The organism is Streptomyces sp. NPDC059785, from assembly GCF_042732375.1.
GTDB lineage: Bacteria > Actinomycetota > Actinomycetes > Streptomycetales > Streptomycetaceae > Streptomyces.
On record NZ_JBHWHV010000013.1, the window covers coordinates 17896 to 34435 of the forward strand.

Annotated in this window: 9 protein-coding genes; 8 read left to right on the forward strand and 1 reads right to left on the reverse strand. The window is 75.6% G+C overall.

Annotation, left to right across the window (positions count from 1 at the left end):
* Window positions 1-9: 9 nt before the first annotated feature.
* The 4 genes from ACFV6E_RS12615 to ACFV6E_RS12630 all read left to right on the forward strand — a co-directional run bounded on the left by ACFV6E_RS12615 (window position 10) and on the right by ACFV6E_RS12630 (window position 7124).
* The gene (locus ACFV6E_RS12615) at window positions 10-2544 is read left to right on the forward strand and encodes a tetratricopeptide repeat protein (RefSeq protein ID WP_385461064.1); all 2535 of its coding nucleotides are present in this window, start codon (window positions 10-12) and stop codon (window positions 2542-2544) included.
* The gene (locus ACFV6E_RS12620; RefSeq protein WP_385160570.1) at window positions 2545-3900 is read left to right on the forward strand and encodes a PP2C family serine/threonine-protein phosphatase; all 1356 of its coding nucleotides are present in this window, start codon (window positions 2545-2547) and stop codon (window positions 3898-3900) included.
* 116 nt (window positions 3901-4016) lie between these two features.
* Window positions 4017-5363: a hypothetical protein gene (locus ACFV6E_RS12625; protein ID WP_385461067.1), complete on the forward strand. Its 1347-nt coding sequence runs from the start codon at window positions 4017-4019 to the stop codon at window positions 5361-5363.
* Between the two features lie 75 nt (window positions 5364-5438).
* The gene (locus tag ACFV6E_RS12630) at window positions 5439-7124 is read left to right on the forward strand and encodes an FHA domain-containing protein (protein ID WP_385160574.1); all 1686 of its coding nucleotides are present in this window, start codon (window positions 5439-5441) and stop codon (window positions 7122-7124) included.
* A gap of 65 nt (window positions 7125-7189) precedes the next feature.
* Here ACFV6E_RS12630 and ACFV6E_RS12635 read toward each other — a convergent pair whose 3' ends face one another.
* Window positions 7190-8170: a methyltransferase domain-containing protein gene (locus ACFV6E_RS12635; protein WP_385160576.1), complete on the reverse strand. Its 981-nt coding sequence runs from the start codon at window positions 8168-8170 to the stop codon at window positions 7190-7192.
* A gap of 89 nt (window positions 8171-8259) precedes the next feature.
* Between ACFV6E_RS12635 and ACFV6E_RS12640 the strand changes: the two genes are divergently transcribed.
* The 4 genes from ACFV6E_RS12640 to ACFV6E_RS12655 all read left to right on the forward strand — a co-directional run bounded on the left by ACFV6E_RS12640 (window position 8260) and on the right by ACFV6E_RS12655 (window position 16343).
* A complete protein-coding gene (locus ACFV6E_RS12640) occupies window positions 8260-8673 on the forward strand; it encodes a globin (protein ID WP_385461069.1) in 414 nt (137 codons plus the stop codon).
* Window positions 8674-8883: 210 nt separating this feature from the next.
* Window positions 8884-12417, forward strand: coding sequence for an FtsX-like permease family protein (locus ACFV6E_RS12645; RefSeq protein ID WP_385461072.1), 3534 nt, complete (start codon window positions 8884-8886; stop codon window positions 12415-12417).
* Between the two features lies 1 nt (window position 12418).
* Complete coding sequence (locus tag ACFV6E_RS12650) at window positions 12419-15268, forward strand: FtsX-like permease family protein (protein WP_385461075.1); 2850 nt, start codon at window positions 12419-12421, stop codon at window positions 15266-15268.
* A gap of 28 nt (window positions 15269-15296) precedes the next feature.
* On the forward strand, window positions 15297-16343 hold the full coding sequence (locus tag ACFV6E_RS12655) for an ABC transporter ATP-binding protein (protein ID WP_385160584.1): 1047 nt from the start codon (window positions 15297-15299) through the stop codon (window positions 16341-16343).
* Window positions 16344-16540: the final 197 nt, after the last annotated feature.

Sequence of the window (16540 nt, forward strand, 5' to 3'; positions counted from 1 at the left end):
GGGTGCATCGTGAGTCAGCAGCCGGTGGGGCAGCGGCAGAAGTGCCAGCGCCCTGGTTGTCCGGGGGCGTACGAGGACGTCGGCGGCGGCGAGTTGTACTGCGACACGTGCGGTCTCGCACCGGTGGTCTCGGCGAACGGCTCGGTGAGCTCACCGCCCACCGGGATCACCGGCGGCCGGGGGCGCGGCTCGGGCAGCGGCAGCTCCCGCAGCGGTTCGGGCGCCAGTTCGCGGACGTCGTCGCGGTCCTCGCAGTCCCGGCGCTCGGTCTCGGGCCGGCTCTCGCGCGCGCTGTCGGGCCGCTCCACCTCGCGGTCGGTGTCGGTGCGCAGCTCCGGCACGGCGACCGGCGCCTCGGGGCGCGGCCGGATCGGCGTCGGCCTGGTGCAGGTCCCGGACGTGCCGCGGCCCGCGCCGCGCGAGATGGTCCTGGACCACCCCGAGGTGCCCGAGCGCAAGCGGTTCTGCTCCCGCTCGGACTGCGGGGCGCCGGTGGGCCGGGCGCGCGGCGAGCGTCCCGGGCGCACGGAGGGCTTCTGCACCAAGTGCGGCCACCCGTACTCGTTCGTGCCGAAGCTGACCGCCGGTGACATCGTGCACGGCCAGTACGAGGTCGTGGGCTGTCTGGCGCACGGCGGGCTCGGCTGGATCTATCTCGCCGTGGACCGCGCGGTCTCCGACCGCTGGGTGGTGCTCAAGGGCCTGCTCGACACCGGCGACCAGGACGCGATGGCGGCGGCCATCTCCGAGCGGCGCTTCCTCGCCGAGATCGAGCACGCCAACATCGTCCGCATCTACAACTTCGTCGAGCACCTCGACCAGCGCACCGGCTCCCTCGACGGCTACATCGTCATGGAGTACGTCGGCGGCAAGTCCCTCAAGGAGATCGCCAACGGGCGGCGCACCCCGGCGGGCCGGCGCGATCCGCTGCCGGTGGAGCAGGCGTGCGCGTACGGCATCGAAGCCCTTGAGGCCCTCAGCCATCTGCACAGCCGCAACCTGCTGTACTGCGACTTCAAGGTCGACAACGCCATCCAGACCGAGGACCAGCTCAAGCTGATCGACATGGGCGCCGTGCGGCGGATGGACGACGACGAGTCGGCCATCTACGGGACGGTCGGCTACCAGGCGCCGGAGGTGGCCGACATCGGCCCCTCGGTCGCCTCCGACCTGTACACCGTCGCGCGCACCCTGGCCGTGCTGACCTTCGACTTCCAGGGCTACACGAACGTCTTCGTCGACTCCCTGCCCGACCCGGACAGCATCGAGGTCTTCCGCCAGTACGAGTCCTTCTACCGGCTCCTGGTCCGGGCCACCGACCCCGACCCGGCCCGCAGATTCGCCTCCGCGCAGGAGATGGCGGAGCAGCTGACCGGCGTGCTGCGCGAGGTCGTGGCGGTGCAGACGGGCCGCCCCCGGCCCGCCCTGTCGACGCTGTTCGGGCCCGAGGTCAAGGTCACGGACACGGAGCTGTTCGCCGAACTGGCCGGCGAGGTCTCCCGGCTGGGCGCACGGGCGGTGCCCGTCCGGGTCCGCAGAGGCGCGGCGGCGCGGACGAACGGCGCGCCGCCGCTGCCGCCCGCCCCGGCGGCCGGCCTGGTCGGACCGCTGGACACGGCCGCCACCGCGCTGGCCCTGCCGCTGCCGCGCGTCGACCCGGGCGACCCGAACGCCGGTTTCCTGGCCGGTCTCCTGACCTCCGCGCCCGCGGAACTGCTCGCCGCGCTGTCGGCCGCGCCCAGCGAGTCCGTCGAGACGAAGCTCCGGCAGATCCGGGCCGGCCTCGAGAGCGGCGACACGGGCCCGGCGCTGAGCACCCTCGCGGACCTGGAGCAGCAGCGGCCCGACGACTGGCGGGTGGTCTGGTACCGGGGCGTGGCCGCGCTGGTCACCGGCGACCGTGAGCGGGCTGCGCTGTCCTTCGACGCGATCTACGACGCGTTCCCCGGCGAGCCCGCCCCCAAGCTGGCGCTCGGCGTGTGCGCGGAGGTCCTGGGCCAGCTGGACAACGCGGCCGAGTACTACCGCCTGGTGTGGTCGACCGACCCCAGCTACGTCAGCGCCGCGTTCGGCCTGGCCCGGGTGCAGCTGGCGGCGGCCGACCGGCCCGGCGCGGTACGGACCCTGGAGTCGGTGCCGGAGTCGTCGATCCACTACACGGCGGCGCGGGTCGCGGCCGTACGGGCGCGGCTGCGGCACCGGATGGCCGAGGAGGCCGCCGCCGCGGGCTTCCTGGACGACCTGACCGCCGCCGCCGGGCAGGTCGAGGCGCTGGGCGGATACGGTCTGGACGCCGTCCGGCGCGAGCAGTTGTCCACAGAGGTCCTTGGCTGCGCGCTGGACTGGGTACTCTCCGGTAGCCAGGGTTCCGCGCCGGCCATGGGCGGCGGACGTGCGCTGCTGGGCAGCGAGCTGGACGAGCGCGGCCTCCGCTTCGGCCTGGAGCGTTCGTACCGGACGCTGGCCAGACTCGCGCAGCGTGGCGAGGAGAGGATCGACCTGGTGGAACGTGCCAACCGTTACCGCCCCCGGACGTGGGTGTAAGTGATGTCCCAGATGCCCCAGCCGACGGCTCTTTCGAGGTGCCCCAGTTGCGAGGAGCCCCTCGAGTCGGGCGACCGTTTCTGCGGTGCCTGCGGGTACGACCTGTCGGCCGTGCCCGAGCCACCGCATGACTCCCCCACCATCGCCCTGAACGGGGCGGCGTCGCGGCCCCCCGCCGACGGCGCGTCCGTGGACTGGCCCGTCGCGACCGAGCGGGACGGCTCCGACGCGTCCGCGCCGGTCCATCTGCCCACGGACATCCCGGGCCGCGACTCCAGTGACTCGGAGCTGCCGACCACGGCGTCCGCGCCGGGGGCGTCCGCCCGCTCGGGGGGTGTGCGGTTCGACCGGCCCGCGGAGCCGGACGAGTATCCGCTGCCGCCGCCCGCCGCAGCCGCCGCCGACCCGCGCGCCGCCGCTCCCGGGACGCCGCCCGCCGGCACCAAGGTCTGCGTGGCGTGCCGCGCGGGCCAGGTCGACCCGGACGGCTACTGCGAGAACTGCGGGCACGCCCAGCCGCGCGAGCGCGACCACATGGAGCAGGAGCTCACCGCGGTCGCCGCGGTCAGCGACCGCGGCCTGCGTCACCACCGCAACGAGGACGCGTTCGCCGTCTCCCGGGCCGCGCTGCCGGACGGTTCGCCCGCGGTCGTGGCGATCGTCTGCGACGGGGTGTCCTCGGCGACCCGGCCCGACGAGGCGTCGCTGGCCGCCTCCCGCGCGGCCGACGCGTCCCTGCTGGAGGCGCTGCCGCTGGGCACGCACCCGCAGCAGGCCATGCACGACGCGATCGTCGCCGCGTCGAACGCCGTCAACGCCCTCGCCCAGGAGCCCAGTTCCCCGCGCGAGCACTCACCGCACCAGAACGCGCCGGCCTGCACCCTGGTCGGCGCCGTCGTCACCGCCGGACTGCTCGTCGTCGGCTGGGTCGGCGACAGCCGCGTCTACTGGGTGCCCGCCGACCGCGGCACCCCCGCCGCCCGGCTCACCGAGGACGACTCGTGGGCGGCGCAGATGGTCGCCGCGGGCCTGATGAGCGAGGCGGAGGCGTACGCCGACGAGCGGGCCCACGCGATCACCGGCTGGCTCGGCGCCGACGCCTACGAACTGGAACCGCACACCGCTTCTTTCAAACCGGACCGCCCGGGTGTAGTGGTGGTGTGCACCGACGGGCTGTGGAACTACGCCGAGGCGCCCGAGGAGATGGCCGAGGTCGTCCCCCTCGACGCCGCCGACCGGCCGCTGCACAGCGCGCAGGTCCTGGTCGGCCACGCACTGGACGGCGGGGGCCACGACAACGTAACAGTGGCCGTCCTGCCGTTCCCCGCCCCGCCGCAGGGGGCAGGATCGGCCTGAGGCCGCGGCACGGGACGGCCTCGGACCGGAGGGGACCGGTCCGCGTCACCGTCGTCGTCCCGCGCCCCGGGCCAGGCCCGTGCGGCGCGGGACGCCCAGGGGGGAGCAGACAACGCATGGCCAATTTCTCGAAGTCGAACGTGCCGCAGTTCTCGGTGGACGTCTACCAGAACGAGTACCTGCCGGAGGGCGGCCGCGAGGTCAACGCGATCGTCACGGTGAGCGCGACCGGCGGCGGCACCATCGGAAACGCGGTCGCCGCCCCGCATCTGTACTCGGCGGGGCAGTCACCGGAGGCGGCCGTGGCGATCATGGTCGACTGTTCGGGCTCGATGGACTATCCGCCGACCAAGATGCGCAACGCCCGCGACGCGACGGCCGCCGCGGTCGACACGGTGCGCGACGGTGTGCACTTCGCGGTCATCGGCGGCACGCACATCGCCAAGGAGGTCTATCCGGGCGGCGGGCGGCTCGCCGTGGCGAACGCCCACACCCGGGGGCAGGCCAAGCAGGCGCTGCGCAAGCTGAGCGCCGGCGGCGGCACCGCGATCGGCACCTGGCTGGGGCTCGCGGACCGGCTGCTCGCCTCGGCGGACGTCTCGATCCGGCACGGCATCCTGCTCACCGACGGCCGCAACGAACACGAGTCACCGGAGGACCTGAGGGCCGCCCTGGACTCCTGCGCCGGGCGTTTCACCTGTGACGCGCGCGGTGTCGGCACGGACTGGGAGGTCAAGGAGGTCACCGGCATCGCCTCCGCGCTGCTGGGCACCGCCGACATCGTCGCCGACCCGGCCGCCCTGTCCGCCGACTTCACGCAGATGATGGAGACGGCCATGGGCAAGGAGGTGGCCGACGTCTCCCTGCGGCTGTGGACGCCCCTCGGCACCGAGATCAAGTTCGTCAAGCAGGTGGCGCCCACCGTCGAGGAACTGACCGGCCGCCGTACCGAGGCGGGCCCGCGGGCCGGCGACTACCCGACCGGCTCCTGGGGCGACGAGTCCCGCGACTACCACGTCTGCCTGGAGGTCCCGGCGGCCGGCATCGGCCAGGAGATGCTCGCCGCCCGCGTCTCGCTCGTGATCCCGCAGAGTGAGGGAGGCGTCCACAACCTGGGCGCGCAGGGTCTCGTACGGGCGGTGTGGACCGAGGACATGGTGGCGTCCACGTCGATCAACCCCCAGGTCGCACACTACACAGGTCAGGCGGAACTGGCACAAGTCATCCAGCAGGGGCTGGATGCCCGCAAAGCGGGCGACGCCGACGGGGCAACGGCCAAGCTGGGCCGCGCCGTTCAGCTCGCCAGCGCTTCCGGCAACGCCGATACTGCGAAACTGCTTGCGAAGGTGGTGGACGTGGTCGATGCCGCGGCGGGTACTGTGCGATTGAAGGCGAAGGTCGAGGACGCCGACGAGATGACTCTCGAGACACGGTCCACAAAGACTGTTCGTGTAAAGAAGTAGCGAGCCCGGTCCCTTTCCAGAAGGGGCTGGAGAAACCGGCCAGAGTGGCCGGGAAGGAAAGGGGGAAGCGCCGACATGCCGACCTGCCCGAACGGACATCAGTCGGGTTCCGACGACTGGTGCGAGGTCTGCGGTCACCGCATGGCCGGTGCCGTGCCCCCGCCTCCACCGCCGCCACCGCCCGCCGCGGGGTACGGCTATCCGCCGCCGGGCTCGCCACCGCCGCCGCCCGGTGCCGGCGGCCGCCCGCACCCGGGCGCGCCCGGCATGGCCGAGCCGGAGCTCTGCCCGCAGTGCCGCACGCCCCGTGAGGGCGGCGCGCCGTTCTGCGAGGAGTGCCGGTGGAACTTCCTGACCAACACCGCCACGTCGTACACCCCGGCGGCACCGCGTCCGCCTGCGCCCGCGTCCGGGGGGCCTGGGGGACTCGGTGGACCTGGAGGTCCGGGGGCGTACGGGGGTGCCGGTGGGCCCACGGGTCCGGGTGGGCCCGGCGGTCATGGGACTCCTGGTGGGCCGGGTGCTCCCGGCCAGCCTGGCGGACCCGGCCAGCCTGGCGGACCCGGTGGTCCCGGCGGTCCCGGGGTGCCGCCTCCGGGGTCGCATTTCCCGCAGCCGCCCGGTCCGTCCTTCGGCGGCGGCTCGGACTCGTACGACTACCAGAGCTCCCGGCCGTCCCAGATGAACCGGCCCGCCGAGCCGATCCCGCCCTTCGGGGACCCCGCACCGCCCAACTTCGGCGGCGACCCGTCGCGGCCCGGCCCGCCCGGCCCCTCCGGCTTCGGCGGCGATCCGGGCCGTCCGGTACCGCCGCCGCCCGGGCCTACTCCGGGTACGGCGGGAGGTCCTGGGGGTCCTGGTCTCAGTAGCCCTGGTGGTCCCGGTGGCCCCGGTGGCCCCGGCGGTCCCGGTCTGGCGGGGCCTGGCGGTCACGGTGGGCCTGGCGGTCACGGCGGTCCCGGGGGACAGGGTGGTCCGGGTGCGCCCGGTGGTCCCGGTGCGCCGAATGGTCCCGGAGGTCCGGGCGGGCCCGGCGGACTCGGTGGTTCCGGAGCGCCGCCATCCTTCCAGCAGGCCGGTACGCAGGCCCCGCCCGCGTACCCCGGCGAGCGGCAGGACCCGCAGCGCCCGCCGACCGGCGGCCCGTCCTTCGGCGGTGACGACGACTGGGTGATCTCCCCGCCGTCGGCCGGCGGCCAGGGCGGTCCCGGCGGCCCTGGTCCGACGGGGCCTGGCGGTCCCGGTGCGCCTGGTGGTCCCGGCGGCCCCGGTCAGCAGCAGGGCGGTTACGGGTATCCGCAGCCCGGCGGGACCCAGGCCCCGCCCGGGCCCGGCGCCGGCTACCAGCAGCAGCCGCTGACCTGGACGGCGACGATCGGCCCCGACCGCGCCTACTTCATGGCGATGATGCAGCGCTCGGGTCCGGAGGCCGCGGGTCTGAACCTGCCCGCGTACTCTCCCGAGCAGCAGCGTCCGCTCACCGGCAACCAGATCACCATCGGCCGCCGCCGGCACTCCACCGGCGACACCCCCGACATCGATCTGTCGGTGCCGCCGGAGGACCCGGGCGTCTCGCACCAGCACGCGGTCCTCGTCCAGCAGCCGGACGGCAGCTGGGCGGTCGTCGACCAGAACTCGACGAACGGCACCACGGTCAACGGCGGCGAGGAGCCCATCCAGCCCTTCGTGCCGGTCCCACTCCAGGACGGGGACCGGGTGCACGTCGGAGCCTGGACGACGATCACCATCCGCCGGGGCTGAGCCGCCCGCACCCGCGCGGCCCCCGGGAGCGCTCGGTTACGCCAGTGGCCCACGGAAACGCCTGGTCACGGCAGTGGCCAGGCGTTCGGGCCGTCGGGGTCGTCCAGCCAGGCCCAGCAGTCCGCGCCGCCGACCGTGACCCCGTACCGCTCGCGGGCCGGCTGGTTCTCGCGCTCCCACAGGGCGAACGCCTCCTGCGGATCGAGCCCGCCCGCCGTCAGGGCCAGCAGGAACCGGAACAGGTCGTCGCCGCGCGCCCACTGCGGCACCTCTTCCGGCCGGGGCGGCGCCGGCCCGGCGGACGGGCCGCCGCGCAGCGGCACGAAGTACGCGGGTGTGTGCAGGAAGTGCCCCGTCGCGTAACCGGCGTCCCGCACCCGCAGGGTGATCAGTCCGGTGGCCAGCGGCGCGAGGATCAGGGCGCCGGGGCTGCACTGGGCGAGCCAGGCGCGCGGCACCGAGGGCAACGTGCAGGTCGCGATGATCCGGTCGAAGGGCGCGCGTGCCGGGACGCCGCGCGCGCCGTCGCCGGTGACGACGGCCGGCCGGTACCCGGCCGCCGCCAGATGCCGCGCCGCGGACTCGGTGATCTCCGGGTCGAGGTCGATCGTCGTCACGCGGTCGTCGCCGAGGCGGTGGGAGAGCAGCGCCGCGTTGTAACCGGTCCCGGCGCCTATCTCCAGGACCGAGTCCCCTTCCCGCACCTCCAGCTCGGCGAGCATCTTCGCCATCAGGGACGGCTGGCTGCTGGAGGAAACCAGCTCGCCGTCCCGTACCCGGGTGGCCAGCGGGGCGTCGGCGTACGCGCCGCGCAGCCAGCGCTCCCGCCGCCGCGGGTCCGGGTGCTCGCCCCACATGCGCTCGTAGCCGCCGGTGACGCCGACGTAGTAGTACGGCACGAAGAGGTGGCGCGGGACCGCCGCGAACGACTCCCGCCACCGCGGGTCGGCGTCCCAGGCGCCGCTCGCGGCTATCTCGCGCACCAGTGCCGCCCGCGCCGACGCGGCGACGTCCTCCAGTTCCCGGCCGAAAGCGTGCGCACCCATGCCTCCACTGTGCTGCCTGACGGACCGGGAGGCGAGCGCCCGGCCCCGTGGTCCTAAGCCTTGCGTCCTCGGTCGCCCCGTCTGAGACCATGGACCATGTGAATGACATTCCGCGCGGCACGCTTCAGGAGCAGACCTTCTACGAACAGGTCGGCGGCGAGGAGATCTTCCGCCGCCTGGTGCACCGGTTCTACGAGGGTGTCGCCGAGGACCCGCTGCTGCGGCCCATGTATCCGGAGGAGGACCTGGGCCCGGCCGAGGAGCGGCTCGTCCTCTTCCTGATCCAGTACTGGGGCGGCCCGACGACGTACAGCAACAACCGCGGTCATCCCCGGCTGCGGATGCGGCACGCTCCGTTCGCCGTCGACCGGGCGGCGCACGACGCCTGGCTCAAGCACATGCGCGTCGCCGTCGAGGAGCTCGGCCTCTCCGAGGAGCACGAGCACACTCTGTGGAAGTACCTGACGTACGCCGCCGCCTCGATGGTGAACACGGAGGGCTGAACGCACGCGGGCTGGGTGCACGCGGGCTGGGGGCATGCGGGCTGGGGGCGCCTGGGAGCCGACGGGCCCTCGTCGGCACATATCGGTCGCTGGTCACCGGATTCCGGTCACGATCGCATCAAAGTCGACTGGTTTCGGTGTACAGGCGGTTACCGGAGATCGTCGGCTCTGACAGCATCACCCGGGGATCAGGGATTGCCGGGGGGCCGAGTGACGGTGTTCGTCCTACTGCGCGCGCGGGCGCACCGACTGCTGCTGGCCGCCGCGCTGCTCACCGTCCTGCTGACCACCGCGGTTCTCGCCACCCTCACCGCGTACTCCGGAGCCATCGGCGACGCGGCCCTGCGCCGCTCGCTGCGCAGCACCGAGAACGCCGCCGCGACCGCCCTCGTCGTCAAGGCCGAGGTGACGGCGGACCGGCGCGCGGACGCCGACGCCGCCGTCCGCGCCAAGGCCCGGCAGACCTTCGACGGGCTGCCGGTCACGCTGCGCACCCTGGTCCGCTCCGGCCCGTACGCGCTCCCCCGCTCCCTCCAGCCGCCCGAGGCCCGCTCCGGCGACCCCGACCTGACGCACTTCGCGGCCCTCGACGCCTCACAGGTGAGGATCACCGAAGGCCGCGCACCCCGGGCCGCCGACGGGTCGGACGAGTCGGACGGAGACGACGGGGCGGACGGAGGCGACGGGTCGAGCGGGGGCGACAGGTCGGGCGGTTCGGACCGGTCCGTCGTCGAGGTGGCCCTGCCCGTGGCGGCGGCGGAGCGGCTGGGGCTGCGGCCGGGCGCCCGGCTCACCCTCGCCGACCGGCTCGGCGGCCCGAAGGTACGCGTCCAGGTCACCGGCCTGTACCGCCCCGCCCGCGCCACCGCGCCCTACTGGCAACTCGACGACCTGCGCGGCCGCGGTGTCAACAAGGTCGACTTCACCACGTACGGGCCGCTGCTGACCGATTCCTCGGTGCTCGGTGACGGGCGCGGCGGCGGCCACGGCGGGGTCCGGGTGAGCGAGGGCGAGTCCGGCTGGCTGGCCACGGCGGACTTCTCGGCGCTGACGACCGCGCGGATCGCCGCCCTGCGCGAGGCGGCGGGCGAGGGCACGGCGGCGCTGCGCGGGGATCCCGCTCTGGGCGGTGCCACAGCCGTGTCGACCTCGCTGCCCGACGTCCTGGACCGCGTGGAGCGCGCGCTGCTCGTCTCCCGTTCGACCCTGCTGATCGTCGCGCTCCAGCTCGCGCTGCTCGCCGGGTACGCGCTGCTGCTCGTGGCCCGGCTGCTGAGCACCGAACGGGCCGACGAGACCCGGCTGTTGCGGGCCCGCGGCGGCTCCCGCGGCCGGGTGGCGGGGTACGCGGCCCTGGAGGCGCTGCTGCTCGCCGTGCCCGCGGCCCTCTGCGCGCCCCTGCTCGCCGGGCCGCTGACCCGCCTGCTGGCCGGACGGGGCGCCCTGTCCCGGATCGGTCTGCACCTGGACACGTCCGCCGCGCGCGCCGACGTGTGGCTGGTCTCGGCGGGCGTGGCGCTGGGGTGCGCGCTCGCGGTGACGGCGCCGGCGCTGGCCTCCGCCTCCTCGGCCGCGGGCCCGGACGCCCTCGCGCCCGGCGGACGCGCACGGTCCCTGCCCGCCCCGGTGCGCGCCGGTGCCGACATCGGGCTGCTGGTGATCGCGGCCGTCGCGTACTGGCAGCTGGACCGGCAGCGCTCGGGTGCGGTCAGCGGAGACCGCTCGGGCACCCTGGGTGTCGACCCGCTGCTCGTCTCGGCGCCCGCCCTCGCCCTGCTCGCCGGGACCGTGCTGACGCTGCGTCTGCTGCCGCCGGTGGCCCGGCTCGCCGAGCGCCGTGCCACCAGCGGCCGAGGGCTGCCGGCCGCGCTCGCGGGCTGGCAGTTCAGCCGCCGGCCGATGCGCGGCGCCGGTCCCGTACTGCTGCTCGTGCTGGCCGTGGCGATGGGCATGCTCGCGATCGGCCAGGGCGCGTCCTGGGACCGTTCGCAGGACGACCAGGCCGACTTCCAGGCCGGTACGCCGCTCAGGGTGCTCGGTGACGGCGAGAGCGGAATGGGCCGGTCCGGCATCTACGCGACGCTTCCGGAGGTACGCGACGTGGCCCCCGCCGTCCGCACGGGTCTGCCGCTGTCCGGGGACCGCACGGCGACCGTGCTGGCCCTGGACACGGCGCACGCGGCGGACACCCTGCTCCTGCGCGAGGACCTGGCCGACGAACCGGCCGGGCGGCTCCTCGCGGGGCTCACTCCCCGGGGCGCGACCGCCGGTGCCACGCTGCCGGAGGACGCGACGCGCCTGGGTCTCGCCCTCCGCGTCCGAGGTGACGGCACAGGCGACGGCATGGGCGCGGGCGACGGCACGGGTGGCAGCGATGGCGGGGCCGACGGTGGCGTCGATGTGACGCTCACCCTGGTGGACGGCTACGGCACCCCGTACCCGGTCCCCGCCGGCACGCTCCAGGCCGACGGACGTGTCCACACCCTCACCGTCGATCTGGCGGCGGCCGCCGAGGCCCCGACCGGCCGGGCCGCGCAGCCGCTGACCCTCACCGCCCTGCGGCTCGACCTGCTCCAGCCCGTCGACCGGGCCGAACGGCACCGCTTCACCCTGGAGAGGCTGAGCGCCACCGGAGCCGACGGATCCGCCCACCGGCTCGCCCTCCCCACCGGCTGGAAGGTCTCCTCCGGCGTCACCGGCACGTCGGCGTCCCCGGACGCCTCGACGCGCCCCGGCCCCCCGCGCGTACGGGAGTCCTCGAAGACCACCCTCGGCGTCGACTACGGCACCGGTTACGTCCCCCACGAACTGAGCTGGCAGGTGTCGACGTTGTCGGTACGCCTCCAGGTCCCGCAGCCGACCGGCGCGGGCACGGGCACGGAGGCGAAGTCCGGGGCCGGGGCGGGGTCCGGGTCGGTGCCCGAGGTCACCGCCGTCGCGACCGACCGGTTCCTGACGTCGGCGGGCGCGCACCCGGGACAGCGGGTGGACGCGCTCTTCGGCGGCTCCACCGTGCCGGTCAGGATCGTGGCCGCCGTACGTGCCCTGCCGACGACGGAGGCGGCCCGGTCGGCCACGGGCGGAACGGCCGGCGCGGACGACTCGCGCGACGGCGGCGCGCTCCTGGTCGACCTCCGCGCCGTGAACCGCTACCTCCAGGCCCGCTACGGCGAGAGCGTGCCGCCCACCGAGTGGTGGCTGCGGACCGCCCCGGGCGCCACCGCGCGTGTCGCGGCCGGTCTGCGCGAACGCCCGGACATCGAACCGTCGCAGGTGGTGGTCCGCGACGAGATCGCGGATCGGCTGCGCGACGACCCCTTCGGCGCGGGCCCGGAGGCGGCCTTCGCCGCTGCGGCCGTGGTGGCCGCCGCACTGGCGGCGGTCGGCTTCGCGGTGAGCACGGCGGGCTCGCTGCGCGAACGCGGCGCCGAGTTCGCCGTCCTGCGCGCGCTGGGGGCGCCCCGCCGCCAGCTGGTCCGCCTCGTCGCCGCCGAACAGGGCGTCCTCGTCGCCCTGGCCCTGCTGGTCGGCGTCGCCCTGGGCGCCGTCCTCGCCCGTGCCGTCGTCCCCCTCGTCATGCTGACCTCCGAAGCCACCAGACCGGTGCCGGACGTGCGTGTGCTGCTCCCTCTGCCGCACATCGCCGTGCTGCTGGCCGCCGTGGCCGCCGCGCCGCTGGCCGTCACCGCGTTCCTCGCCCTGCACCGGCCCGACGCGGCGCGCTCCCTGCGGGGAGGTGAGTGACGTGGCAGGACGTGTGCCCGCCGTGGCGCCCTGGCTCCGTACCCGGCTGCGCACCGCTCCCGGCGCCGCCTGCACCCTGGCCCTGCTGGTGGCCCTGACCGCCTGTCTGGCCGCCGCCTTCCCGCGGGCGGTCGACCGCTACGAGGACGCCGGGCTGCGGCAGGCCGTCGACGACGCCGGCGCCCGCCGCTCGACCGTGCAGTTCTACGCGCCGCAGCCGTCCGTGGAACTCCCGCAGGCGGAACGGGAGGAGGCACTGCGTCCCGCCGCCCTCGACCGGCAGTACTCCCAGGTGCGTTCCGTGGTCGAGCGGCCCTTCACCGTCGACGCCGACGAGTCCTCGTACGGCGTCCGTACCTCCGAGCCGCGGGAGGTGCCCGACCCCTGGCTGCCCCGGCCGAGCGGACTGCCGGCCCGGATCGTGCTGGCCGCCCAGAACGGTCTCGCCGACCACGCCGACCTGGCCTCCGGCCGCTTTCCGCGCACCCACGGCACCGTCACCGCCGCGACCGGCGAGGTGGAGGCCGCCGTCACCGCCGAGACGGCCAGGAGCCTGCGCATCGAGGTCGGTTCGGTCATCCACGTACCCGGCGTGGAACGCGCCCCGCTGGCCGTCCGCGTCACCGGCATCCTCACCCCGCGCCGGCCCGGGGGCGCGTACTGGGCGGCCCAGGACCTGCTGCGCGAGGCCGCCCTGGTGCGGGTGCCGGGCGGCGGCTCGGACCCGGCCACGTACTGGCTCGGCGCGCTGCTGCTGCCGCCGGACGCGGCCCCGGCCGTCCTCGGCACGGCCGGCAACCCGTGGCGCTACTGGCAGCTGGCCCCGGACACCTCCCGGCTGACGGCCCACACCCTGCCCGGTCTCAAGTCGGCGATCGCCTCGCTGGAGTCCGGCCCCGGGCTGCGCGAGGCCCGTCGGCTCACCGACCCGGAGGTGGACGCCAGCACCGACCTGGACGACGTCCTGACCGCCTACACCCGGCTGCGCGACGGGGTCGGACCGCTCGTCGCCGTCGCCGCCTTCGGCACGGGGACGGTCGCCGCGGTCGTCCTGCTGATGGCCGGTGGTCTCGCCGCCGACCGCCGCCGCGCCGAACTCGCCCTGCTGCGCGCCCGCGGCGGCTCCCTGCCGGGCGTCGCCGGACGGCTGCTCGCCGAGACGGCGGTCGTCGCGGTCCCCGCCGGAGCGCTCGGGCTCTGCTGCGCCCTGCTCGCCGTCCCGGACGGCCGCCGCTCGTACGCGGTGGCGGCCGCCGCCGCGGTCACCCTCCTGGCCTGCGCCGCGCTGCCCCTGCGCGCCGCCCTCCGGCACCGCACCGTACAGGTGCACTCGGGGCGCGAGGACGTCGCCACCGCCCGGCCCTCCCGCCGCCGTACGGTCGCGGAACTGACGCTGCTCGTCCTGGCGGTGGGCGCGGTCACCGCGCTGCGCCGCCGCGGCACCTCGGGCGGGTCCGGCGGCGTGGGCTCCTCCGCCTCCTCCGGTGCGGGCGGCTCCGCCGCGTCCGGCTTCTCCGGTGATGAACTCGTCTCGCTGGCCCCGGTGCTGATCGGGGTCATCGCCGCACTGGTGCTGGTGCGGCTGTACCCGCTGCCGCTGCGCCGGCTGGCCCGTCCGGCAGGGCGGCTGCGCGGCGCGGTCGGCCATCTGTCCCTGGCCCGGGCCGGCCGGGCCTCCGCCTCCACCGTGCTCCCGCTGCTCGCCCTGCTGACGGCCCTGACCACCGCCGCCTTCGGCGGTTCGGTCCTGGCGGGCGTGGAGAGCGCCCGCGACCGCGCCGCACTGCTCGCCACGGGCGCGGACGCCCGCGTCGAGGGGAGCGTCCCGCTGACCGACGGCCTCGCCGACAAGGTCCGTGCGATGCCCGGCGTCCGCGAGATCGCCCGGACGAGCATCTCCTACCAGGCGAAGCCCGACGGCGGTCCGGAGACGGTCCCGACGGCCGGGGTGGACCCGGAGTCCTACGCGCGGCTGGCGCGGCGGACCGGTCTCGGCGCCTTCCCCGCGGGGGAGCTGCGCGCCGGCACCGACGGCAGCGGGCAGCGCGCCGGCACCGACGGCGGCGGGCAGCGCGCCTCCGGGGGCGGCTCCTCGCCCCTGCCCGCCCTCGCCTCCGCCTCCGTCGCCGAGCGGCACGGCACCCGCCCCTTCCCCGTACACCTGGAGGACGGCACCACCGTCACCGTGCGGATCGCCCTCGTGCGGGACGTGACGCCCGCGGTCACCGGCACCGAGTTCCTCATCGTCGACCGCGCCGGGCTCGGCACCGAGGCCGCCCGCCCGACCGCGCTGCTGGTGACCGGCGACCACCTCGACCGGGCGGCCCTGCGCAAGGCCGCCGGTGCCACCGTCGGCGTGCGGCTGCGGACCGACGAGCGCGCCCAGTACGTGGACTCGCCGCTCCAGTCCGGCGCCGAACGCGTCTACACGACGGCCGTCGCCGCCGGCGCCGGCTACGCCGTCATCGCCCTGCTGCTCGCCCTCGTCCGCGCCGCCCCCGAACAGGCCGCGCTCCTCGCCCGGCTGCGGACCATGGGCCTGACCCGGGGCCAGGGGCGCCGGCTGCTCGTCCTGGAAGCGCTGCCGCAGGCGCTGCTGGCCGCCGTCGGCGGGGTGCTCACCGGCTGGGCCGCCGTCCGCCTGCTGTCCTCCGGCATCGACCTGACGGTGATCGCCCTCGCGTCCGGCGACTCACCGCCGGGCAGCGCGCCGCTCCAAACGGACGTATCCTCCCTGCTGCTGCCCGCGGCGGCGGTCCTCGCGCTGGCGACGGGCATCGCGGCCGTCCAGGCGTGGTGGACGGGACGCCGGGGTTCGATCACCGAGCTGAGGGCCGGGGACGCCCGATGACGACCACGACCACCGCGGGAGACAGGCGATGACCACCACCGACCCGACCTTCGCCGACCTCGCCCGGCGGGCCGCCGCCCGCCGCGAACGGCCCGCCTTCGGCCACGACGCCCTCATCACCTGCGACCGTCTGGTCCGTATCTTTTCGACGGACGGGGTGGAGGTGCAGGCCCTCCAGGGACTTGACCTCCTGGTGCGCGAGGGCGAACTGATGGCGCTCGTGGGCGCCTCCGGCAGCGGCAAGTCCACCCTGATGAACATCCTGGCCGGTCTCGACGTCCCCACCGCGGGCGCCGCCCGGGTGGCCGGCCGCGATCTGCTCACGATGGGCTCGAAGGACCGCCTCGGCTACCGCCGCGAGGTCGTCGGGTTCGTCTGGCAGCAGACGGCCCGCAATCTGCTCCCCTACCTCACCGCCGCCCAGAACGTCGCCCTGCCGATGCAGCTCACCGGCTCCCGCAAGCGCCGCGACCGGGCCGACCGCGCACTGGAACTGCTGAAGCTGCTCGACGTCGCCGACTGCCGCGACCGGCGCCCCCACCAGATGTCCGGCGGCCAGCAGCAGCGCGTCGCGATCGCCGTGGCCCTCGCCAACGACCCCGCCGTCCTGCTCGCCGACGAGCCCACCGGCGAACTCGACTCGTCCACGGCGGAGCAGATCTTCGGCGCCTTCCGCACCGCGAACGAGCGCCTCGGCACCACCGTCGTCATCGTCACCCACGACCAGGCCGTCGCGAACGAGGTCCGCCGCACGGTCGCCATCCGCGACGGCCGCACCTCCACGGAGGTGCTGCGCCGCACCGAGGTCGACGCGGTGACCGGCCAGGAGGCGGTGGTGGCCCGTGAGTACGCGATGCTCGACCGGGCCGGACGGCTCCAGCTCCCCGCCGAGTACACCCGGGCCCTCGACATGCGCGACCGCGTCGCCCTGGAACTGGAGACGGACCACATCGGCGTCTGGCCGGACGATCACCGGGACGGCCGCGAGGACGGCGCCGAGGGCAACGGCGGGGGCAACGCCGAGGGCAACGGCGAAGGCGGCGGCGAACACGGTCGCGAGGATGACGGGCGATGACGGGCGCAGGGAAGACGGCCGGGGGGACGATGGCCGACCGGACGACGGCCGACGGGACGGCGGCCAGCGGGACGGCGGCCCGGGGGGGGGGGGGGGGGGGGCGCGGGGCCGGCGCGGGACGACCGCGGGCGCACCCCCCCGGGGGTCGCCGCGGGCGCTGGCCGCGGCCCCGCCCAGGCGCCCCAGCACCCCCGGGC